This window comes from Streptomyces sp. ALB3 (assembly GCF_044385685.1).
GTDB lineage: Bacteria > Actinomycetota > Actinomycetes > Streptomycetales > Streptomycetaceae > Streptomyces.
Genome location: NZ_JBISCE010000046.1, coordinates 1 through 20,756, shown reverse-complemented (window position 1 = coordinate 20,756; position 20,756 = coordinate 1). Strand labels below are relative to the sequence as shown.

Below are 20,756 nucleotides of genomic sequence, written 5' to 3'. Positions count from 1 at the left end.
GCCGTGCTCGCCGCCGTCAGTCCGGCCCCCGGTTTCCCGCGGCCGGCCGTCGTGTTCCCTGTGGTGCCGTTCAGGCCGCCCACCGCTCCCGCCCCCGCTCGTCGTGACGCCTGTCCCGCTGTGCGGGTATCCGCGCCGGTGCCCCCTCGGCCTCACCGCTCCGGGCCGCACGGTCCTCCAGCTCCTGGCGCAGCCGTGCCAGCGCCCGGTGCAGTGTGCTCTTCACCGTGCCGGCGGACATGCCGAGCGCCGCGGCCGTCTCCTCCGTGCTCATCTGCTCCCAGTGTCGCAGCACGACGACGCTGCGCTGCTTCGGAGCCAGCACTCCGAGGACGTCCATGAGCAGTGCGCGGTCGGCGCGCTGCTCGGTCCCGTCGTCGACGCTCGCGTCGGGCAGCTGCTCGGTCGGCACCTCGTCGAGCTTGCGGGCCCGCCACCACTCCGTGCGCGTGTTGATCATGACGCGGCGCAGATAGGCGTCGGCGAGGGACTTGTCCGCGATGCCGTCCCAGCGGCCGAAGGTGCGGACCAGAGCGGTCTGCAGCAGGTCCTGCGCGTCCACGGGGTCGGGGACGAGCCGGCGGGCACTGCGCAGCAGCGCGTCCTGCCGGGTCCGTACGTACTCCTCGAAGCCGAGCACCTCGCCCTGCGCCATTACGACCGCCTCCGTCCCCGTGTTTCCCCGTGTACCGCCGTCGGCCGGGTGGTCCCGGTCCGACGTCCGGTGACGTTACGGAGGCGTTGTCACGAGGGTGTGCGGAGCAGCCGTACGCGGACGCACGGCTGTCCATCGGTTGTGTAACAGCCGCTGGACAGCCGGGCCCGCGGGAGCGCCGTCAGGTCAGGGGCAGCCGGTACCGGCCGTTCGCCAGGGGCTCGACCAGGCCGTCGGCGACGAGCCCGTCCAGGGCGCGCGCCCGCTGCACGGGCTCCTCCCACACCGCGTCCAGCGCGGACTGCGGCACCGGCGTGACCGCGTCGCGCAGCACCGCGAGCAGCCTCCCCCGCACCTGGCGGTCCGTACCGGCGTAGGTCTGGCCACGGCGGGGCGGACCCTGGTGGGCGGGCTTCCCCGCGAGCCGCCAGGCGCACTGTCCGGCGATCGGGCAGCGCGCGCAGTCCTCGTTCTTCGCGGTGCACACGAGTGCGCCGAGCTCCATCGTGGCCGCCGCCCAGCGGGCGGCGCGTTCGTCCTCCTCCGGAAGCAGGGCGCGGGCGAGCTTGCGCTCGGCCGCGGTCGTCGCGTTCGGCGGGTACTGGATGCCGCCGGCGGCCCGGGCGAACACCCTGCGGACGTTCGTGTCGAGCACCGCGTGGCGCTGCCCGTACGCGAACGAGGCCACGGCCGCCGCGGTGTACTCCCCGATCCCCGGCAGTGCCAGCAGCTGGCCGTGCTCGCTCGGCACGTCGCCGCCGTGGCGTTCCGTTATCGCCTGCGCGGCCCCGTGCAGGCGCAGCGCGCGTCGCGGGTAGCCGAGCCGGCCCCAGGCGCGGACGGCTTCCCCCGGCGCGTCGGCGGCCAGATCCGCGGGGCGGGGCCAGCGGGCCATCCACTGTTCGTAGACCGGGAGGACTCGGTTCACCGGGGTCTGCTGCAGCATGAACTCGCTCACCATCACACCCCAGGCACCCGCTTCGGGGCGGCGCCAGGGCAGATCGCGGGCGTGCTGCTCGAACCACCCGATGACGGGGGCATGGAGGGAGGCGGGGGGCGTCTGTGTCGAAGTCGTGGCAGTCATCGCACCCACGATCCTGGCACGGAAGGCGGGACATCGCGCACGGCTCCGGGGGTGTCGCACCGGCTGAGGACTCTGGGGGTGATAACGCCACCCGTTCTGACCCTTCGTACGAGCCGGACGACGCCCGATGCGGTGCAAAGTGGCTGGAAGCGCCCGGGAGTGGGCGCTCCAGGATGATGATCCGGAAAACTTGTCGATCAGAGCGGGGGTCGGGAACGGGAGTTGGGCAGGATCTCTCGTACAGTTCGGTCCGTGGGATCTATGCGCAATCCGGTCGGGCCGCTTCCCTCCAGCATCTACTGGCGTAGGAGAGCAGTAGCGGTGCTGGTGGTCGCGCTGCTCGCGGCGCTGGTCGCGTGGGCCGTCACCTCGGGCGGCGGCAGCGGCGGAGGGCAGGACGACGGGAAGCCCGGAGACTCCGACCCCGCCCCGTCCATCACCCCCGGTCCCACCAGCTCAGGCCCGGTCGTCGGCCAACCTCCCGGCGGACGCGACGAGTCGGACGCTCCCGGGACCGGCACGGCCGCGGGATCCGGAGGGGACGGCGGCAGCGGGGCAGGCGGCGCGGCGGGTCCGGGAACCGGGGGAGCGGGAAGCTCCGGTCCGGCCGGCACGAGTGCGGGGACCGGCGGTGGCGGTGCGGGCGGCGAGCAGGTGCCGGCCGGTTCGCCCCTCCCCGACTGCGCGCCCGCCGCACTCCGGCTGGGTCTGAGGACGGACATCAGCTTCGGGCCCGACGACAAGCCGGAGTTCCGGCTCACCGTCAGGAACACCTCGGCCGCCGACTGCAAGGCCGACTTCGGCCCGAAGAGCGCGGTGCTCACGGTCACCGAGGCCGGCGAGGACGACGAGAAGGTCTGGTCCTCCAAGGACTGCCCGAGGAACGGCGCCCTCTTCCTGAGGGTCCCGGCGGGAGCGACGGTCGTCCACGCGGTGGAGTGGGACCGCAGGGGCAGTGCGCCCAGGTGTGCGACACCGCCCGTCAGGGCCGCGGGCCCGGGGACGTATCTGCTGGAGGCCGTGATGCCGGGCGAGAGCGTCCAGCGCGCCTCGTTCGTCCTGGCCAAGGACTGACGGTCCGCGGGGCCCTGCCGGCCCGGAAGCCGGGGGCCGGGCGCCGGTGAGCCCGGCGCGGTCCGTGCAGGGTGACCTAGACGTACCGCTCCAGGATCGACGACTCCGCCAGCCGCGACAGGCCCTCACGGACGCTCCTGGCCCGGGCCTCGCCGACCCCGTCCACGGCCTGGAGGTCGTCGACGCTCGCGGCGAGCAGCTTCTGCAGGCCGCCGAAGTGCTCGACGAGCCGCTCGATGATCGCTCCGGGCAGCCTCGGCACCTTCGCCAGCAGCCGGTAACCCCGCGGCGAGACCGCCGAGTCCAGCGTCTCCGGTGAGCCGCTGTACCCCAGCGCCCGCGCCACGGCGGGCAGTTCGAGCAGCTCGGTGTGGGTGAGCGTGTCCAGCTCGGCCAGCGCCTCCGCGACCGTACGGGACCGCTTCGCGGTCGGTTCGGGCACGTAGTCGCGTACGACCAGCTCGCGCTCCGGCTCGACACCCGCGATCAGTTCGTCCAGCTGGAGCGAGAGGAGGCGGCCGTCGGTCCCCAGCTCGACCACGTACTCGGCGATCTCGGTCGCGATGCGGCGCACCATCTCGAGCCGCTGCGAGACCGACGTCACGTCCCGCACGGTCACCAGGTCCTCGATCTCCAAGGCGGAGAGTGTCCCGGCGACCTCGTCGAGCCTGAGCTTGTACCGCTCCAGGGTGGCGAGCGCCTGGTTGGCGCGGGACAGGATCGCGGAGGACTCCTCCAGGACCCGGCGCTCCCCGTCCACGTACAGCGCGATCAGACGCATCGACTGGGAGACCGAGACCACCGGGAAGCCACAGGCCTTGGAGACCCGGTCGGCCGTGCGGTGACGGGTGCCCGTCTCCTCGGTGGGGATGGAGGCGTCCGGGACCAGCTGGACACCGGCCCGCAGGATCTTGGTCATGTCCTTGTCGAGGATCATCGCGCCGTCCAGCTTGCACAGTTCGCGCAGGCGGGTGGCGGCGAAGTCCACGTCGAGCACGAAGCCGCCGGTGCACATGGACTCGACTGTTCTGTCCATGCCGAGAACGATCAGTCCGCCGGTGTTGCCACGGAGGATGCGCTCCAGGCCGTCACGGAGTGCCGTTCCGGGCGCGACCGCGCTCAACGAGGCGCGCATCAGCGCCTCGTTCCCCGTGCCTTGGCCGGACTTTCCGGGCGATGCTGCCCGGTCGTTGGCTGCCACTGCACTCCTCCGGTCACAGGTCGGCGGTGCCCTTGCGTCCCTCGTACCGTTCGTACGGGCGGGCGAGACCAGGGCAAAGTCTACCGGCGCGCGCCGTCCTCCTGTGGTCCCTCCGGCCGAGACCGGCGGGGGAGGACTCTCAGCGCGTCGCCCATGTCGGCCACTTCCGTCACCTTCATGCCGGCCGGGACCTGTCCCGGGTCCCTCGGGACCAGGGCGTGCTTGAACCCGAGACGGTACGCCTCCGCGAGTCTGCGCTGGACACCCGTCACCCTTCTGACCTCCCCCGCGAGCCCCACCTCGCCGATCGCGACCAGGTTCTTCGGGAGCGGTGTGTCGCTGGCCGCGCTGGCCAGCGCGAGGGCGATCGCGAGGTCCGCGGCCGGCTCCGTGAGCTTCACGCCGCCCACCGTGGCGCTGTAGATGTCCCGCTTGCCGAGCGCGCTGATCCGGCCCCGCTGTTCGAGGACGGCCAGCATCATCGAGACCCTGGAGGTCTCCAGACCCGAGGTGGTGCGCCGGGGCGAGGGGATCTGCGAGTCGACCGTCAGGGCCTGCACCTCGGCCACGAGCGGGCGCTTGCCCTCCAGGGTGACCGTCAGGCAGGTGCCCGGGACGGGTTCGTCACGGCGGGTGAGGAAGAGCCCGGACGGGTCGGCGAGGCCGGTGATGCCCTCGTCGTGCAGTTCGAAGCAGCCGACCTCGTCGGTGGCGCCGTACCGGTTCTTGACGCCCCGTACGAGTCGGAGGCGCGCGTGCCGGTCGCCCTCGAAGGACAGCACCACGTCGACGAGGTGTTCCAGGAGCCGCGGCCCCGCGATCGCGCCGTCCTTGGTCACATGACCCACCAGGAGCGTCGACATGCCGCGTTCCTTCGAGGCCCTGATGAGTGCTCCCGCGACCTCGCGGACCTGCGCCATGCCGCCGGGCGCCCCGTCGATCTCGGGCGAGGCCACGGTCTGCACGGAGTCGAGGACGAGGAGGGAGGGCTTGACCGCGTCGAGGTGCCCCAGCACGGCGGAGAGGTCGGTCTCGGCCGCCAGGTAGAGGTGGTCGTTGATCGCCCGGATCCGGTCGGCACGCATGCGCACCTGGCTGGCGGACTCCTCGGCCGTGACGTAGAGGGTGCGGTGGTCGTCGCTCGCCGCCTTGGCGGCGACGTCCAGCAGCAGCGTCGACTTGCCGACGCCCGGCTCGCCCGCGAGCAGCACCACGGCACCGGGCACGAGCCCTCCGCCGAGCACCCGGTCCAGCTCGCCGACGCCCGTCGAGCGCGCCGTGGCCTGCCGGCTGTCGACCTGGCCGATGGGCACGGCGGCCGTGGAGACCCGGCCCGCGGCGGTCGTGCGGACGGCGGGGGCGCCGCCGAACTCCTCGACCGTCCCCCAGGCCTGGCACTCCGGGCAGCGGCCGAGCCATTTGGCGGTCGTCCAGCCGCATTCGGTGCAGCGGTAGGACGGCCGGTCCTTCGCGGATTTCGTACGGGCAGCCATGGCGTCACCGTATAGGTGCGGTCTGACACGCGACCGGACAGCTCCGGACGTACGTACGGGGATCGCACCTGCGGCCGATGCGGTAATGGCGGGGGAATGCGGGATTCCTGTCCCCTTTCGAGGGAGAGTGTCACCCGTAAGGATTAAATGTCGGAAAGTGCTGCCAGAGGTCCGCCTTCGTCTGCCTACGGTCGCCACGTGACGAGCAGCAGTCTGGAGACCCCCACGCACACCACCGGCGCACACCGGGCGCACCGCCGTGAGTCCCGCCCCCCGGCGCAGCGGGCGTCCGCACGTTACGAGCCTCATCTCGACGGCCTGTTCACCTACTGCCTCTCCGTGCTCTGTGACCACGAGGCGGCCACCGAGGCGCTCGGCGCGGTCCTGGCGGTCGCCGAGCGGCAGGACGGCCGGTGCCCCGAGGCCGAGGAGGAACGTAAATCCTGGCTGTACGCCCTGGCCAGGTGGGCGTGCCTGCGGGCGCTCACCGAGCAGCGGCGGGGCCGCCGGGCGCACCGTCGGCCGCCCGCCCCGCGTGCGGGCGCCCACGCGGCCGGCGCCCTCGCCACCCCCGAGGAGGCGGCGGCCACCGGCCGGCCCACGGAGACCCCGGTGGCCGAGGCGCGCCGGCGTGAGCTCGCCCGGCTGGCCTGGCCCGAGGCCGCGGGCACCACTCCCGAGCAGCGCGAGGCGCTGGAGCTCTCCGTGCGCCACGGACTCACCCCGCGCGCCGTCGCCGCCGTCCTGGGCCTCGACCCCGGAAGCGCCCGGGAACTCCTGGCCGGCGCGGCCTGCGAGGTGGAACGCACCCGAGCCGCCCTCGCCGTGGTGGAGACGGGGGACTGCGCCGCCGTCTCCCGGCTCACCGGTGCCCACCGGAGGCTGCTCCCCGCGGCCCTGCGCCGCGAGCTCGTCCGGCACGTCGACGACTGCCCCCGCTGCCGCCGCGCCGCCGAGCGGGCCGGCGCGGCCGGGCCCTGGCCGGGCGCGACCGTCACCCCGGCCGCCGCGCTCCCGCTCGTCGAGGCTCCCCGTCCCTCCGTCCACGTCGCCCTGACGCACGCCAGGCGCTCCCGCTCCGGCGCCCCGCGCTTCGGCCGGACCGGCTTCCCGCTGGACCCCAAGGACCACGCCGCGCGCCGGGACAGACTGCGCGCCCGGGTCGTGACGACCACGGTCGTGGCGACGGTCGTCGCCGCCCCCGTCATCGCCCTGTGGGCGGCCTACCGGGGCGCGCCGCTGACCGGCGAGGGACGCGGCACCGCGGTCACCGCGAGGGACACGGACGGGGAGTCCGCCCCCGGATCCGATCCGTACGGCCACTACGAGACCGCGGGCAACGCCCGGCAGGGCGGGGCCGGCGGCTTCAATGACGGCGCCCGGGACCCGGGCGTATCCGCCGAGGTCGTCAGCGTCGGCGCGGGCCGGGCGCCGCAGGGCTCGCTGTCGGTCACGGCCCGGGCATCCGGCGACCGCACGACGATCACCCTGACCGCGACGGGCGACGGGACCGTCGTCTGGTCGGCACGGACGGACGCCCCGTGGCTGCGCCTCAGCCGTACGTCCGGCACGGTGGCCCCCGGCCGGAGCGTCACCCTGTACGTGCTCGTGGACTCCGCGGCCGAGCCGAGGGGCCCGTGGAGCGCCCGGGTCCTGCTCGCCCCGTCGGGGTCCGCGGTCGCGATCACCGGCCACGGCGCCACGGCAGCCCGCCCCGGAAGTCCGGCACCGTCGCCGGACCGGCCCTCCGGGCCTCCGGGCCCGACGCCGTCCTCCCCGCCCCCGCCGACGGACCCGGCACCGTCGCCCACCGATCCCACCGGCCCGCCCGAACCGTCTCCCACACCCACGGACACACCGACGGACACACCGGACTCCCCCGGCCCCGCTCCGTCGCCTTCGGACGGCTCCACCGGCCCGGCCCCGCCGGGCGAACCCTCCGGACCGGAGGGCTGACGCCCGTCGGCGGCCCGTCGCGCGGCGGAACGTCTGTGCGCCCTGCGACGGACCGCCCTCGCTACGACGGGGCCGGGCCTGCCCTGACGGCTGTCCCACGGCCACGCGCCGGACGCGCACCGCGGACCGCCCCGGACCACTCCGCTCAGGCGGGGTCGGCCGGATGCGGCGCCATCGGCAGCAGGGACGCCAGCCGCTGCTCGCACAGCTCGGCCAGCCGCCCGTAGGCCTCCTCGCCCATCAGCTCGGTGAGCTCAGGCCGGTAGGACACGTAGACCGGGTCACCGGCCCCGTGCGCGGACGTCGCCGACGTGCACCACCAGTGCAGGTCATGACCACCCGGGCCCCAGCCCCGGCGGTCGTACTCCCCGATGGAGACCTGGAGCACGCGCGTGTCGTCGGGCCGTTCGATCCAGTCGTACGTGCGGCGGACCGGCAGCTGCCAGCACACGTCCGGCTTGGTCTCCAGCGGCTCCCTGCCCTCCTTGAGAGCCAGGATGTGCAGCGAACAGCCCATGCCGCCCGCGAACCCGGGACGGTTCTGGAAGATGCAGGAGCCCTCCCACCGCCGTGTCTGACGCTCGCCGTCCTCGTCGACCCCGACCCAGCCGGACTCCGTGCCGACGTCGTGGAACTGCCACAGCTCCGGTGTGAGCCGCGCGACGTGCCCGGCCACCCGCTTCTCGTCGTCCTCGTCCGAGAAGTGCGCGCCCAGCGTGCAGCAGCCGTCGTCCGCCCGGCCCGCCTGGATGCCCTGGCAGCCGCTGCCGAAGATGCAGGTCCACCTGGACGTCAGCCAGGTCAGATCGCAGCGGAAGACCTGCTCGTCGTCGGCCGGGTCGGGGAACTCGACCCAGGCCCGCGCGAAGTCCAGCCCCTTCTCGTCGGGCCCGTCCGGCCCCGTTGCTTCCGGCTGCTGCATCTCCCGCTTCACGTTCGGCTGCTTCTTCGTGGCTTTGTCCGGCTTCGCCTTTTTCGTCTTTGGCACATGCCCAGAGTAAGCCGCAGTAGCGTTCCCGTATGAGACTCGGAGTCCTCGACGTGGGGTCGAACACGGTGCATCTGCTGGTCGTCGACGCGCATCGCGGCGCCCGCCCGCAGCCGGCCCACTCGCACAAGGCGGAACTGCGGCTCGCCGAACTCCTCTCCCCGGACGGGGCGATAGGCCGTGAGGGGGTGGACCGCCTGGTGGCGACGGTCGCCGACGCCCTCCAGGCAGCCGAGGACAAGGGCTGCGAGGACGTGCTGGCGTTCGCCACCTCCGCCGTGCGTGAGGCGAGCAACGCCGACCAGGTGCTGGCCCGCGTGCGGGACGAGACCGGTGTCACCCTCGCCGTCCTCAGCGGCGAGGAGGAGGCCCGGCTGACCTTCCTGGCCGCCCGCCGCTGGTTCGGCTGGTCCGCCGGGAAGCTGCTCGTCCTGGACATCGGCGGCGGCTCGCTGGAGGTCGGCTACGGCCTGGACGAGGAGCCCGACGCCGCCGTCTCCCTGCCCCTCGGTGCCGGCCGGCTCACCGCGGCCTGGCTCCCGGGCGACCCGCCCGACGCGACGGAGGTACGTGCTCTGCGCCGCCATGTCCGCGCGGGGATCGCCCGCAGTGTCGGCGAGTTCACCCGGCTGGGGCGGCCCGACCACGTCGTGGGGACGTCCAAGACGTTCCGTCAGCTCGCCAGGATCACGGGCGCCGCCCGTTCCGCCGAGGGGCTGTACGTCCAGCGTGTCCTCACCCGCAAGGCCCTGGAGGAGTGGGTGCCGAAGCTGTCCGCGATGACCGTGGAGCAGCGGGGGAACCTGCCCGGCGTCACGGAGGGGCGTGCCGCCCAGCTCCTGGCGGGGGCGCTCGTCGCCGAGGGCGCGATGGACCTGTTCGAGGTCGAGGAGCTGGAGATCTGCCCCTGGGCGCTGCGCGAGGGCGTCATCCTGCGCCGGCTCGACCACCTGCCGGCGGAGCAGGCCGCGCTGGCCTGATCCGGTCTCCGGCCTTCATGGTCCTTCTCACTTTCAGCCGGGCTCCCTCGGCGTCGCCGACTGCTGCCCGTACCCTGGCCACGTGGCAGAACCAGTGGTGCGCATCCCGAATGCGAAGGTCGCCCTGTCGACGGCCTCCGTCTATCCGGAGTCGACGGCGACGGCCTTCGAGATCGCTGCGCGCCTGGGCTACGACGGTGTCGAGGTCATGGTCTGGACCGACCCCGTCAGCCAGGACATCGAGGCGCTGAAGCGGCTGTCGGACTACCACCAGGTGCCGATCCTGGCGGTGCACGCGCCCTGTCTGCTGATCACGCAGCGGGTCTGGTCCACCGACCCGTGGGTGAAGCTCCAGCGGGCCAGGGCGGCGGCCGAGAAGCTCGGTGCCTCGGCGGTGGTCGTCCACCCGCCGTTCCGCTGGCAGCGCAACTACGCCCGGGACTTCGTCACCGGCATCTGGCGCATGGCGGACGAGACCGACGTGCGCTTCGCGGTCGAGAACATGTACCCGTGGCGCTACAGGGACCGCGAGATGCTCGCGTACGCGCCCGCCTGGGACGTCAGCAACGACGACTACCGGCACTTCACCGTGGACCTCTCGCACACCGCGACCGCGCGCACCGACAGCCTGGCCATGGTCGACCGGATGGGCGACCGGCTCGCGCACGTCCACCTCGCCGACGGCAAGGGCTCCAACAAGGACGAGCACCTGGTGCCCGGCCGGGGAGACCAGCCGTGCGCGGAGCTGCTGGAGCGGCTGGCCCGTACGGGCTTCGACGGGCACGTGGTCATCGAGGTCAACACCCGCCGCGCCATGTCGTCGGCCGAACGCGAGGCCGACCTCGCGGAAGCGCTCGCCTTCACCCGGCTCCATCTGGCGACGTCCGCGCGGGCCCCCCGCCCGTGACCCCCGGCGCCGACGGCCCGCCGCCCCGGCGCAGGGGCCGCCCCTCCCGGACGGAGGGCGCCACCGGCCCCGACGCCAGGACCCGGATCCTGGAGGCGGCCCGCACGGAGTTCGCCGGCCGTGGCTACGACAGGACGACGGTCCGGGGCATCGCCAGGGCGGCGGGCGTCGACGCCGCATTGGTCCACCACTACTTCGGCACGAAGGACGAGGTGTTCGCCGCCGCCGTCGAGGTCTCCTTCGAGCCCGCGCTCCTCGTCCCCGAGATCCTCGGCGGCCCCTCGCAGGACATGGGGGAGCGACTGGCCCGGTACTTCATCGGCGTGTGGGAGAACCCGGTGTCCCGGGCGCCCCTGCTGGCGATCCTCCGTTCCGCGCTCACGCACGAGGCGGCGGCGAAGGTGCTGCGCGGCTTCGTGCTGCGCCGGCTGCTGGAACGGATCGCGGCGGAGCTGGACGTGCCGGACCCGGCCTTCAGGGCCGAGCTCGCGGCCTCCCACATGGTCGGTGTCGCGCTCATGCGGTACGTGATCCGCGCGGAACCGCTGGCCTCGGCGGACCCCGAGAAGATCATCGCGATGGTGGCGCCCACGCTCCAGAGGTACCTGGGGGACACGTGATGCGGGGTCCTGCCCGTGTGACGGCTGTGCTGGTGACTGCACAACGGTGTCCCGAGTCGGTATCAGATCCCGTCATGGCCGGAATCCGGTGGTTGGCTGTCCGGGATCGGTGACCCGTGGTGGACGACAGGTGGGGGAGACGGACAGTGACGACTCGGAACGTGCGCGGACCGCAGGAGCACGCGGCGGACGGCGGGCCCACCGCCGTGTCCCGCAGGCGACTGCTGCGGCTGGCCGGAGCGGGACTGGGCATCGTGCTGGCCGGGGCGGTGACGACCGCGTGCGGCCCCGAGAAGGAGGACGCCTCGGGTGGAATGGAGGGGCGGGGGTCCGGTGGGAGCGAGGGAGGCGCCGACGCGTTCACGACTCCGCCCCCCGGGACCGCCCCGCGTGCCCTGTGGCAGCAGGGGACCTCGGTGAGCACCCTCGGCAACCACGAGGTGCTGGCGGTCGTGGGCGACGTCGTGCTGGTCGCCGGTGATCCCCTGGTGGGCCGGGACCTCGCCACCGGCAGGGCACTGTGGTCGCTGCCGGGGGCGGCCCAGCCGGGCGCGCGGCTGATCATGGGCGGGGACACGCTCTTCCTGGCGAGCGGTGAGTACGACGGCGATCTCGTGGGCCTCGATCCGGCCACCGGCAAGGAGACCTGGCGCAGCCGTCTGGAGGGCCGGTACAACCAGCCCCGGCCCATCGGCGCCGACACCGAACGCGTGTACGTGGTCGCGGGCATCCTGGAGAAGGACCTCAGCTCCCGGACGAACGTGATCGCCGCCGTCGACATCCGTACCGGCAAGGCCGTCTGGAGCGAGCGGCGGGACGCCGGGACCGAGGAGTCGGGCCTCACCTCCGTGGTGCTCGACGGCCGCCTCGTCTACACCGACCACCGGGAGAACCTGACCGTCCGCGACGCCGCGACCGGACGCCAGCTGTGGACCAGGAAGATCAGCAGGTCCAACTTCGAGAGGATCGCCGTCCACGACGGAGCGGTCCACATCGCAGACGGCAGGCACCTGCGCTCGTACGCGGTGGACGACGGCGCGGAACGCTGGGTGCTGCGGACCGAGGAGTTCTCCACGTTCAACGGGCCGAGCGTCCTCGACGGTGTGCTCTACGCCTCCGACAGCGCCCACGCCCTGTGGGCCGTCGACCCCGCCACGGGAAAGCAGCGGTGGCGCAACGCCGACCTGCTCGACGTCTCCGTACCGCTTCAGTTCGCCAAGGTGGGGGACACCCTGTACGGGGCGACGGAGTTCGACAAGAACGGTGGCGTCCAGGCCTACGACGCCCGCGACGGCAAGCTGCGCTGGACCTTCAACGACGGCACGGGCGACGAACAGCAGTGGTACGTCGTGTCGGGGGGCAAGCGTCTGGCGGCGCTGCACGCCCGTCGTCTCCACGCCCTCCCGGCCGTCTGAGAGCGGGCGGGCGGGGGCGTCAGCTGTTCGCACAGTGAGCAGTCCGTCCCGCCCACCGGACAGGCTGTCCAGATCTTGGCACGGGGGGCGTACGCTCGGAGGCAGTCTTTTCTGTCGAAGGAGCGAGAGTCGATGCCGCAGCTGAGGTCCCGCACTGTCACCCACGGCCGCAACATGGCGGGCGCCCGCGCCCTTATGCGGGCGTCCGGCGTAGCCAGTGAGGACATTGGCAAGCCGATCATCGCGGTGGCCAACTCCTTCACGGAGTTCGTGCCCGGCCACACCCACCTCGCCCCCGTCGGCCGGATCGTCTCCGAGGCGATCCAGGCGGCGGGCGCGGTGCCCCGCGAGTTCAACACCATCGCGGTGGACGACGGCATCGCCATGGGACACGGCGGGATGCTGTACAGCCTGCCGTCCCGCGACCTCATCGCGGACAGCGTCGAGTACATGGTCGAGGCCCACTGCGCCGACGCCCTGATCTGCATCTCCAACTGCGACAAGATCACCCCCGGCATGCTGATGGCCGCGATGCGCCTCAACATCCCCACGGTGTTCGTCTCCGGCGGCCCGATGGAGGCCGGCAAGACCACCCTGGTCGACGGCACGGTCCGCACCCTCGACCTCGTCGACGCCATCTCGGACGCCGTCAACGACAAGATCTCCGACGCGGACATCCTCCGCATCGAGGAGAACGCCTGCCCGACCTGCGGCAGCTGTTCGGGCATGTTCACCGCCAACTCGATGAACTGCCTCGCCGAGGCCATCGGCCTGGCCCTCCCCGGCAACGGCTCGGTCCTCGCCACCCACACCGCCCGCAAGGCGCTGTACGAGAACGCCGGCCGCACGGTCGTCGAGATCACCAAGCGCCACTACGGGGAGGACGACCACTCCGTCCTGCCCCGGAGCATCGCGACCCGCGAGGCCTTCGAGAACGCCATGGCCCTCGACATCGCCATGGGCGGCTCCACCAACACGATCCTCCACCTGCTGGCCGCCGCCCAGGAGGCCGAGCTCGACTTCGGCCTCCCGGAGATGGACGAGATCTCCCGGCGGGTGCCCTGCCTCGCGAAGGTCGCCCCCAACGTGGCTCCCGGCGGGACGTACTACATGGAGGACGTGCACCGCGCGGGCGGCATCCCCGCCATCCTCGGCGAGCTCCACCGAGGCGGCCTGCTCAACGAGAACGTGCACAGCGTGCACGCCGACTCCCTCGACGAGTGGCTGAAGACCTGGGACGTGCGCGGGGGCTCGCCCTCCGCCGAGTCGCTCGAACTCTGGCACGCGGCTCCCGGGTGCAAGCGCTCGGCGACCGCCTTCTCCCAGTCGGAGCGCTGGGACTCCCTCGACACGGACGCGGCCGGCGGCTGCATCCGCTCGGTCGAGCACGCCTACTCCAAGGACGGCGGACTCGCGGTCCTCAGGGGCAACCTGGCCGTCGACGGCTGCGTGGTGAAGACGGCGGGCGTCGACGAGTCGATCTGGACGTTCGAGGGCCCCGCCGTCGTCTGCGAGTCCCAGGACGAGGCCGTCGACAAGATCCTCCGCAAGGAGATCAAGGACGGCGACGTCGTCGTCATCCGCTACGAGGGCCCCAAGGGCGGCCCCGGCATGCAGGAGATGCTCTACCCGACGTCGTTCCTCAAGGGCCGCGGACTGGGCAAGACCTGCGCCCTGGTGACCGACGGCCGCTTCTCCGGCGGCACCTCGGGCCTGTCGATCGGCCACGCCTCCCCGGAGGCCGCGTCCGGCGGCACCATCGCCCTGGTGCGGGACGGCGACCGGATCGCGATCGACATCCCGAACCGCACGATCGAGCTCCTGGTGTCCGACGAGGAGCTGGCCCGCCGTGACCAGGACCTCGGCGGGGTGTACGCCCCCAGGAACCGCGACCGCAAGGTCTCCCAGGCGCTGCGGGCCTACGCGGCGATGGCGACCAGCGCGGACAAGGGCGCGGTCCGCGACGTCTCCAAGCTCGGCTGACCCGCGGCGGTCGCCTGCGTCCCGCCGACGGTCGCACCACAGGTCCCGGACGGCCCCGTCCCTGGTCTCACCAGCGGGCGGGGTCGTCGGCGTCCACGGCGAACACCGACCCGTCCGGCGCGGTGCCGATGACGCTCGTGCCCACGACGACGGGGGCGGGGAGGGACGAGGCATGGCTGAGCCTGCCGTCCCTCAGCCGGGGACGCGTCTGGCCGAGGAGCGTTCCGTGCTCGGTGTCGACGGCGAGAAGCCGTCCGTCGGCGGCCGAGAAGTACAGCCGGCCGCCGTCCCCGCCGAGGACCGGCGCCGAGGTCATCCCGACGGCCGTCTCCAGCCGCCACCGCTCGGCCCGCCCGGCACCGGGACGGAGGTCGAGTGCCAGCAGGGTCCCGCCGCGCTCCAGCAGCAGGGCGGTGTCCCCGTCCACCACGGTCTCCGGCGCGTTCATCCGGAAGGGCAGTGCGATGCGGGCCGTGCTGCGCGCCACCGGGTCGTACCGTACGAGCCCGGTGGTCTGGGCGTTCTCGTTCATGGAGGTCAGCAGGAGCGCGCCGTCCGACATCCCGGCGGGGGTGAGCATCCCGTCCAGCCTCCGCTGCCAGGCAGTCCCGCCCGTCTCCGCCTCCACGGCCGTGACCAGCGTGGTGGTCCCCTGCGCGGAGCTCTCGAACGCGTACGCGAGCCCGGTCCTGGTGTCGTGGACCCCGAGACCCGGCCTCTCGTGGCCCGGGAGGGCGCGCCGCCACAGCGGTCTGCCGGTCGCCGCGTCGAGCCCCTGGAGTGCTCCGTCGCGGCGGACGGTCAGCAGGGTGTCGCCCGCCGGGAGCGGGGTGTCGAGGTAGGCGGAGAGATCCGTACGCCAGAGCTCCGTACCCTCGCCTGGGGAGTGGGCCCGTAGCTCCTCGCCCGCCACGACGGTGAAGGCCGCGGACACCGCGCCACGGGGAGCCGAGCCTCCGGAGCCCTTCCAGGAGGCGTCCCGGTGGGACCACACCACCCGGCCGTCCGAGGGGTCCAGCCGGGCCGGGCCGAAACCGTCTGCGACGCAGTACACCGCGGCGCCCGTGCCCGACGCCCCCGGGACGCACGACGGCGTCGAACTGCCAGGGGCGGACAGCGGTGTCCGCCACGGTGTGAAGGGTGCCGTGCCCGGTTTCCCCACTCCGGCGTCCGGTGCCCCCGAGCCGCCCCAGGCGCCCACCGCCCAGACGCCTCCGGCCACCAGGACCGCTGCCGCCGTGGCGAGGCAGGCCAGGCGGCGCCGCGTGCGACGCGCCTGCCCGGCCCCGGGGCCGGACGGCAGCCCGTCCGCCGCCCGCACATGGGTCGTCCCCTCGTCGGGCTCCGGCTCCCCCGACTCGGCCGCGGGCGGCTTGCGCTGGACGGGTATGAAGGCGGCGGCCTCGTACGAAGGAGGGTGCAGCGCGGCCATGATCTCGTCCGGGGTGGGGCGCTCCGCCGGATCCTTGGCCAGGCACCGCCCGACCAGCGGTGCGAGATCCGCCGGCACTCCGGCCAGGTCGGCCTCGTCGTGCACCACCTGGTAGGCCACGAGGTACGGGCTGTCCGAGTCGAAGGGGCCCCGGCCCGTCGCCGCGTGGACCAGCACCGCCCCGAGCGCGAACACGTCCGCGGCCGGACCGACCTCACGGGGCCGCTGGAACTGTTCGGGCGCCATGTACGGCGGCGAGCCGATCAGCTTGCCCGTCTCCGTGCGGAGATCACTGTCGTACGGCCGGGAGATCCCGAAGTCGATGACCTTGGGCCCGGAGTCGGGGAGCAGCACGTTGCTCGGTTTGAGATCCCGGTGGATCACCCCGGCCCGGTGGATGTCGCGCAGCGCCTCGGCGAGTCCTGCGGTGAGCCTGCGCAGCTCGGCGGGGCTCATCGGCCCGTTCCGCTTCACCTGTGCGGAAAGCGTCGGTCCGGGGACGTAGAGCGTGGCCATCCAGGGCAGCGCGGCCGTCGGATCGGCGTCCACGACCGGGGCGGTGAACGCTCCGCTGACCCGTCGGGCGGCAGCGACCTCCTGCCGGAACCGTGCTCTGAACTCGGGGTCCGCCGCGTGCTGGCGGTGCACCACCTTCACCGCGAGCTGCAGCCCTGAGGCGGAGCGCGCCAGGTGCACGACACCCATGCCGCCCGCGCCGAGACATGCCTCGAGCCGGTACTGCCCGGCGTACTCAGGATGCTCCGCTTCCGGATGTGATCCGGTCCCTCGCAGCGGCGGCATCGCCCACCCCCGTGTGTTCGTGCGCAAGCGCGACGCACGGAGCCTAGTCGATGGTGCGTGCGAGGAGCGTGGAGCTTGTTAGCCTGCGCGTCACTTGCACCGATCCGACGGGGGAGGCCCTCATGGGCAACGAAGAGAACGCCACCGGCACAGTCACCACGGACACCGGGGCGGACGCCGCCGAGGGGGTGTCGACGCTCGCCGCGGGCACGGTCGTCTACCCGATCGCTCCCGGCCACCGCGTCAACGTCCGCAGGGGGCCCGGCACGCAGTACGGGATCGTACGGACGCTTCCGTACGGGATGAGCGTGCCGGTGTACTGCCAGAAGCCGGGGGAGCGGGTATCCGGCCCGTACGGCACGACGAACCTCTGGGACAACATCGCCAACGGGCAGTTCGTGTCGGACGCCTACGTCAAGACGGGCAGTGACGGCTACATCGCCCCGCGCTGCGACTGACGGAACCGGTACGCGTCCGGGGATAATCGATTCCGTGAGCGATAACAGCGAAGCCCCCGGAACGCCCTCGGCCGCGCCTGCGGGCGGCACCACGCCGGGGCCGCAGCCCGAACCCCTCCGTTTCTTCGGTACGACCTGGGTCGACCACGACGGCGGGTACGGGCTGCGGCGCGCGGGCGTCACCGTCGGCTCCCTCGTCGCGGCTGTCGCGGCCTGCTTCGTCCTGCGCTTCGCCTACCAGGGCCTGGAGATCGCGGAGGTCGGCAGCCTCGTGGGCATGCTCGTGGTGCTGATGTTCGCGATCTGCAGCGCCATCGCCTTCCGCAAGACCTGGGAGGGCTTCACCCGCCGTCCCGCCGACCCCGCCCAGGACGACAGGCTGCGCGGCCTGAAGTCGATCGGCTTCATCGGCTCGCTCCTCGCCTACTTCTTCCGCTCGTTGCAGGAGGCACCGGGGGAGAAGCTGCGACGCGCGGAGTACGAGACGGCACTCGACCGGTACACGAAGCGCCGCTCGTCCCGGACCGGTAACCCGGCAGCCCGCAAGGGAACCAAGGGGAAGCGCTCCGGGCGCCGATAGGCAGTCCCCACGCCGGGGCTCGGCGGAGTAGTTCCCCGCTCCGGGCTCCGGTACCGGCCCCACCCGAACGGCCCCGGCGCCAGGGGACACGCGCGAAGAGCCCGTGCCCGCCCGTCGGGACCGGACACCGTCGAGGAACTGACGGGCCGCCCGCCGAGCGGGGTGCCCACCGTCGGCGTGAGCTCGGGCGCCGCCGTCCCGGCGCGTGCGCCACGGCACACCGGGCGACGCCGGTTCGCGCCCCCTCCCGCACCTCTCCGGTGGCCGGTTCCGGCAACGACTGCTGCCGTGGCCCAGGACCGTGCCGGTCCCCACGGCTCCCGCCGACCCCGCCGCCCGGGCACGCGCCAACCCTTGACGTGCTCCCTTCGACGCGCCCAATATTCATCGCATGATGAATTCTCTGAGTACTACGGAAGCGGGGGCCGTCGAGGCGCGCGGCCTGACCGTCGTACGAGGAGACCGCACCGTCCTGCGCGGCCTCGGCTTCACCGTCGAGCCGGGCAGGATCACCGGCCTCCTCGGCCCGTCCGGCTGCGGCAAGTCCACCCTCATGCGGGCCGTCGCCGGCACCCAGGCCGGGGTCAGCGGCACGCTCGACGTCCTCGGACACCCGGCCGGCCACCCGTCCCTGCGGCCACGGGTCGGGTACGTCACGCAGGCGCCGTCCGTCTACGCGGACCTCACCGTGCGGCAGAACCTGGACTACTTCGCGGCAATCCTGCGGCCGGGCCGGGGGAACCGGGCCTCCCGCCGGGAAGCCGTCGCCCGCGCGATCGACGACGTCGACCTCACGGGCCACGCCGACGCCCTCGCAGGCCGCCTCTCCGGCGGCCAGCTCAGCCGCGTCTCCCTCGCTGTCGCCCTGCTCGGCACGCCCGAACTCCTGGTCCTCGACGAGCCGACCGTCGGCCTTGACCCCGTCCTGCGCCGTGACCTGTGGGACCTCTTCCACGCCCTCGCCGCCGACCGGGGAACCACGGTCCTCGTCTCCTCCCACGTCATGGACGAGGCCGAACGCTGCCACCGGCTGCTGCTCATGCGCGAGGGCGCGATCCTCGCCGACGACACCCCCGAAGCCCTCCGCGCCCGTACCGGCTCCGCCACCGTCGAAGAGGCGTTCCTCCGCCTCGTCGACGAAACCGCCGGGCCGGTCACCGCCCACGAAGCCTCCGTCGACGGAGCCGCCGCCCGCCAGGAGAGGACCCGATGAGCACCGACGCCCCCGTACTCTCCGCGGCCCGGGCCCTCGCCACCGCCGGACGCGTCCTGCGACAGCTCAGCCACGACCCCCGCACCGTCGCACTGCTGCTGGTCGTCCCGGTCCTCATGATCACGCTGCTGCGCTTCGTCTTCGACGCCGACGAGCGGACCTTCGACGCCATCGGCGCCTCGCTGCTCGGCATCTTCCCGCTGATCACGATGTTCCTGGTGACCTCGATCGCCACCCTCCGCGAACGCACCTCCGGCGCCCTCGAACGCCTCCTCGCCATGCCCCTCGGCAAGGGCGACCTGATCGCCGGATACGCACTGGCCTTCGGCACGGTCGCCGTCGCCCAGTCCCTCCTGGCCACCTCGATGTCCGTCCGGGTCCTCGGGCTGGAGGTCGTGGGGTCTTTCTGGCTGCTCCTCGTGGTGGCGTTGCTCGACGCACTCCTCGGCACGGCGCTCGGCCTGTTCGTCTCCGCCTTCGCCGCCTCGGAATTCCAGGCGGTGCAGTTCATGCCCGCCGTGATCTTCCCGCAGTTGCTGCTGTGCGGACTGTTCACCCCGCGCGACCGGATGCACCCGGTGCTCGAAGCGATCTCCGACGTCCTGCCGATGTCGTACGCGGTCGACGGGATGAACCAGGTCCTCGCCCACCGCGACGTCACCGCCGACTTCGCCCGCGACGTCCTGGTCGTCGCGGGCTGTGCCCTGCTCGTCCTCGGCCTGGGCGCCGCCACCCTCCGCCGCCGCACCGCCTGACGGCGCGGTGCGAAGATGGCGGCGTCCACGACACGTACCGCGCACCGCCACCCGGAGGATGAACCGTATGACCCAGACAGTCGCAGTCCTCGGTACAGGCAAGATCGGCGAGGCCCTGCTCAGCGGCATGATCCGGGCAGGCTGGCGGGCCCGCGACCTCCTGGTGACCACCCGCCGTTCCGAGCGTGCCGAGGAGCTCCGCAACCGGTACGGGGTCGAGGCCGTCACCAACGCCGAGGCCGCGAGGAGCGCCGACATCCTCATCCTCGCGGTCAAGCCCCAGGACATGGGCAGGCTCCTCGACGAGCTGGCCCCCCACGTCGCCGCCGACCGCCTGGTCATCAGCGCGGCCGCCGGCATCACGACAGGCTTCATCGAGGACAGCCTCGCCGCGGGCACCCCGGTCGTACGCGTCATGCCGAACACCCCCGTCCTGGTGGACGAGGGCATGTCCGTCATCTCCGCGGGCAGCCACGCCACCGCGGAGCATCTCGACCACGCCGAGTCGATCTTCGGCGGCGTCGGCAAGACGCTCCGCGTGCCCGAGTCCCAGCAGGACGCGGCCACCGCACTCTCCGGATCGGGCCCGGCGTACTTCTACTTCCTCGTCGAGGCGATGACCGACGCGGGCATCCTGCTCGGCCTGCCCCGGGCGCAGGCCCATGACCTGATCGTCCAGGCCGCGATCGGCGCAGCGGTCATGCTCCGGGACAGCGGCGAGCACCCGGTCAAGCTCCGCGAGGCCGTCACCAGCCCGGCCGGCACGACCATCAGTGCCATCCGGGAGCTGGAGAACCACGGCGTACGGGCCGCCCTCATCGCCGCCCTGGAGGCCGCCCGCGACCGCAGCCGCGAGCTGGCCACGGGCAACGGCTGACCACTGCCCCGCCACGCCCGCGAGGTCCACGCGACCACGGGCCGGGCCTCGGCGGCGGGGGAGCCCGGCAGGGGTTGACACGCCCGGCCCCCATCCGTAATGTGCTCCGAGTTGTCCGACGTGAGCGCCGACCCCGGTCGGTCCCCGGACAGCCATTCCGCAGTGACCACTCGAAACGAACGGCATCTGTCGTGCGTTTTTACGGGTGCACGTGCGAAATGAGGAATCAGTGTTCGAAGGAGCCCGATTAGCGTCGGGGCCGGGGATTCCGCTAAAGTCTCACT

Annotated in this window: 18 protein-coding genes; 12 read left to right on the top strand and 6 right to left on the bottom strand. The window is 73.0% G+C overall.

Annotated features, from left to right (window positions below):
* Positions 1 to 70 precede the first annotated feature (70 nt).
* Both ACHFIV_RS30090 and ACHFIV_RS30085 read right to left on the bottom strand, forming a co-directional pair.
* Positions 71 to 655, bottom strand: coding sequence for a SigE family RNA polymerase sigma factor (locus ACHFIV_RS30090; protein WP_398975595.1), 585 nt, complete (start codon positions 653 to 655; stop codon positions 71 to 73).
* A 181-nt stretch (positions 656 to 836) separates the two neighbouring features.
* Positions 837 to 1,739 (bottom strand): A/G-specific adenine glycosylase, encoded by a 903-nt coding sequence (locus ACHFIV_RS30085; RefSeq protein ID WP_398975593.1) that lies wholly within the window; start codon positions 1,737 to 1,739, stop codon positions 837 to 839.
* 261 nt (positions 1,740 to 2,000) lie between these two features.
* On the opposite strand from ACHFIV_RS30085, the gene ACHFIV_RS30080 reads away from it, so the two are divergent.
* The gene (locus tag ACHFIV_RS30080) at positions 2,001 to 2,813 is read left to right on the top strand and encodes a hypothetical protein (protein ID WP_398976571.1); all 813 of its coding nucleotides are present in this window, start codon (positions 2,001 to 2,003) and stop codon (positions 2,811 to 2,813) included.
* A gap of 76 nt (positions 2,814 to 2,889) precedes the next feature.
* Here the strand turns inward: ACHFIV_RS30080 and disA are convergent, their stop codons facing one another.
* Both disA and radA read right to left on the bottom strand, forming a co-directional pair.
* On the bottom strand, positions 2,890 to 4,014 hold the full coding sequence (gene disA / locus ACHFIV_RS30075; RefSeq protein ID WP_398975591.1) for a DNA integrity scanning diadenylate cyclase DisA: 1,125 nt from the start codon (positions 4,012 to 4,014) through the stop codon (positions 2,890 to 2,892).
* Between the two features lie 80 nt (positions 4,015 to 4,094).
* Positions 4,095 to 5,507 carry a DNA repair protein RadA gene (gene radA / locus ACHFIV_RS30070; RefSeq protein ID WP_389191877.1) on the bottom strand — a complete coding sequence of 471 codons (1,413 nt, stop codon included), beginning with the start codon at positions 5,505 to 5,507 and terminating at the stop codon, positions 4,095 to 4,097.
* A 198-nt stretch (positions 5,508 to 5,705) separates the two neighbouring features.
* On the opposite strand from radA, the gene ACHFIV_RS30065 reads away from it, so the two are divergent.
* Complete coding sequence (locus ACHFIV_RS30065; protein ID WP_458575938.1) at positions 5,706 to 7,463, top strand: BACON domain-containing protein; 1,758 nt, start codon at positions 5,706 to 5,708, stop codon at positions 7,461 to 7,463.
* Positions 7,464 to 7,608: 145 nt separating this feature from the next.
* Here ACHFIV_RS30065 and ACHFIV_RS30060 read toward each other — a convergent pair whose 3' ends face one another.
* Complete coding sequence (locus ACHFIV_RS30060) at positions 7,609 to 8,451, bottom strand: hypothetical protein (RefSeq protein ID WP_398975587.1); 843 nt, start codon at positions 8,449 to 8,451, stop codon at positions 7,609 to 7,611.
* A 32-nt stretch (positions 8,452 to 8,483) separates the two neighbouring features.
* On the opposite strand from ACHFIV_RS30060, the gene ACHFIV_RS30055 reads away from it, so the two are divergent.
* The 5 genes from ACHFIV_RS30055 (at position 8,484) to ilvD (ending at position 14,356) form a co-directional block, all read left to right on the top strand.
* Positions 8,484 to 9,431, top strand: coding sequence for a Ppx/GppA family phosphatase (locus ACHFIV_RS30055; protein ID WP_398975585.1), 948 nt, complete (start codon positions 8,484 to 8,486; stop codon positions 9,429 to 9,431).
* 82 nt (positions 9,432 to 9,513) lie between these two features.
* Complete coding sequence (locus tag ACHFIV_RS30050; protein ID WP_398975584.1) at positions 9,514 to 10,338, top strand: sugar phosphate isomerase/epimerase family protein; 825 nt, start codon at positions 9,514 to 9,516, stop codon at positions 10,336 to 10,338.
* Positions 10,335 to 10,958: a TetR/AcrR family transcriptional regulator gene (locus ACHFIV_RS30045; RefSeq protein WP_398975582.1), complete on the top strand. Its 624-nt coding sequence runs from the start codon at positions 10,335 to 10,337 to the stop codon at positions 10,956 to 10,958. The genes ACHFIV_RS30050 and ACHFIV_RS30045 overlap by 4 nt, the downstream gene beginning before the upstream one ends.
* Before the next feature lie 146 nt (positions 10,959 to 11,104).
* Positions 11,105 to 12,373 (top strand): PQQ-binding-like beta-propeller repeat protein, encoded by a 1,269-nt coding sequence (locus ACHFIV_RS30040; protein ID WP_398975580.1) that lies wholly within the window; start codon positions 11,105 to 11,107, stop codon positions 12,371 to 12,373.
* A 132-nt stretch (positions 12,374 to 12,505) separates the two neighbouring features.
* Positions 12,506 to 14,356, top strand: a complete 1,851-nt coding sequence (ilvD, locus tag ACHFIV_RS30035) for a dihydroxy-acid dehydratase (protein ID WP_398975578.1) — start codon at positions 12,506 to 12,508, stop codon at positions 14,354 to 14,356.
* Positions 14,357 to 14,423: 67 nt separating this feature from the next.
* On the opposite strand, the gene ACHFIV_RS30030 is transcribed toward ilvD, so the two are convergent.
* A complete protein-coding gene (locus ACHFIV_RS30030) occupies positions 14,424 to 16,589 on the bottom strand; it encodes a protein kinase domain-containing protein (RefSeq protein ID WP_398976569.1) in 2,166 nt (721 codons plus the stop codon).
* A 122-nt stretch (positions 16,590 to 16,711) separates the two neighbouring features.
* Here ACHFIV_RS30030 and ACHFIV_RS30025 point away from each other — a divergent pair, with 122 nt between their 5' ends.
* The 5 genes from ACHFIV_RS30025 (at position 16,712) to proC (ending at position 20,472) form a co-directional block, all read left to right on the top strand.
* On the top strand, positions 16,712 to 17,047 hold the full coding sequence (locus ACHFIV_RS30025; protein ID WP_398975576.1) for an SH3 domain-containing protein: 336 nt from the start codon (positions 16,712 to 16,714) through the stop codon (positions 17,045 to 17,047).
* 34 nt (positions 17,048 to 17,081) lie between these two features.
* Positions 17,082 to 17,627 (top strand): hypothetical protein, encoded by a 546-nt coding sequence (locus tag ACHFIV_RS30020; protein WP_398975574.1) that lies wholly within the window; start codon positions 17,082 to 17,084, stop codon positions 17,625 to 17,627.
* 391 nt (positions 17,628 to 18,018) lie between these two features.
* A complete protein-coding gene (locus ACHFIV_RS30015; RefSeq protein ID WP_398975572.1) occupies positions 18,019 to 18,840 on the top strand; it encodes an ABC transporter ATP-binding protein in 822 nt (273 codons plus the stop codon).
* Positions 18,837 to 19,595, top strand: coding sequence for an ABC transporter permease (locus ACHFIV_RS30010; protein WP_398975570.1), 759 nt, complete (start codon positions 18,837 to 18,839; stop codon positions 19,593 to 19,595). The genes ACHFIV_RS30015 and ACHFIV_RS30010 overlap by 4 nt, the downstream gene beginning before the upstream one ends.
* 58 nt (positions 19,596 to 19,653) lie before the next feature.
* The gene (proC, locus tag ACHFIV_RS30005) at positions 19,654 to 20,472 is read left to right on the top strand and encodes a pyrroline-5-carboxylate reductase (protein WP_398975568.1); all 819 of its coding nucleotides are present in this window, start codon (positions 19,654 to 19,656) and stop codon (positions 20,470 to 20,472) included.
* Positions 20,473 to 20,756 lie beyond the last annotated feature (284 nt).

Bases quoted from the DNA above. Each gene is read 5' to 3' on its own strand.
- ACHFIV_RS30080 (WP_398976571.1), top strand. From the start codon at position 2,001: ATGCGCAATCCGGTCGGGCCGCTTCCCTCCAGCATCTACTGGCGTAGG.
- ACHFIV_RS30055 (WP_398975585.1), top strand. From the start codon at position 8,484: ATGAGACTCGGAGTCCTCGACGTGGGGTCGAACACGGTGCATCTGCTG.
- ACHFIV_RS30090 (WP_398975595.1), bottom strand. From the start codon at position 655: ATGGCGCAGGGCGAGGTGCTCGGCTTCGAGGAGTACGTACGGACCCGG.
- ACHFIV_RS30015 (WP_398975572.1), top strand. From the start codon at position 18,019: ATGATGAATTCTCTGAGTACTACGGAAGCGGGGGCCGTCGAGGCGCGC.
- ACHFIV_RS30030 (WP_398976569.1), bottom strand. From the start codon at position 16,589: ATGCCGCCGCTGCGAGGGACCGGATCACATCCGGAAGCGGAGCATCCT.
- ACHFIV_RS30010 (WP_398975570.1), top strand. From the start codon at position 18,837: ATGAGCACCGACGCCCCCGTACTCTCCGCGGCCCGGGCCCTCGCCACC.
- proC (WP_398975568.1), top strand. From the start codon at position 19,654: ATGAACCGTATGACCCAGACAGTCGCAGTCCTCGGTACAGGCAAGATC.
- ACHFIV_RS30085 (WP_398975593.1), bottom strand. From the start codon at position 1,739: ATGACTGCCACGACTTCGACACAGACGCCCCCCGCCTCCCTCCATGCC.
- ilvD (WP_398975578.1), top strand. From the start codon at position 12,506: ATGCCGCAGCTGAGGTCCCGCACTGTCACCCACGGCCGCAACATGGCG.
- radA (WP_389191877.1), bottom strand. From the start codon at position 5,507: ATGGCTGCCCGTACGAAATCCGCGAAGGACCGGCCGTCCTACCGCTGC.
- ACHFIV_RS30025 (WP_398975576.1), top strand. From the start codon at position 16,712: ATGGGCAACGAAGAGAACGCCACCGGCACAGTCACCACGGACACCGGG.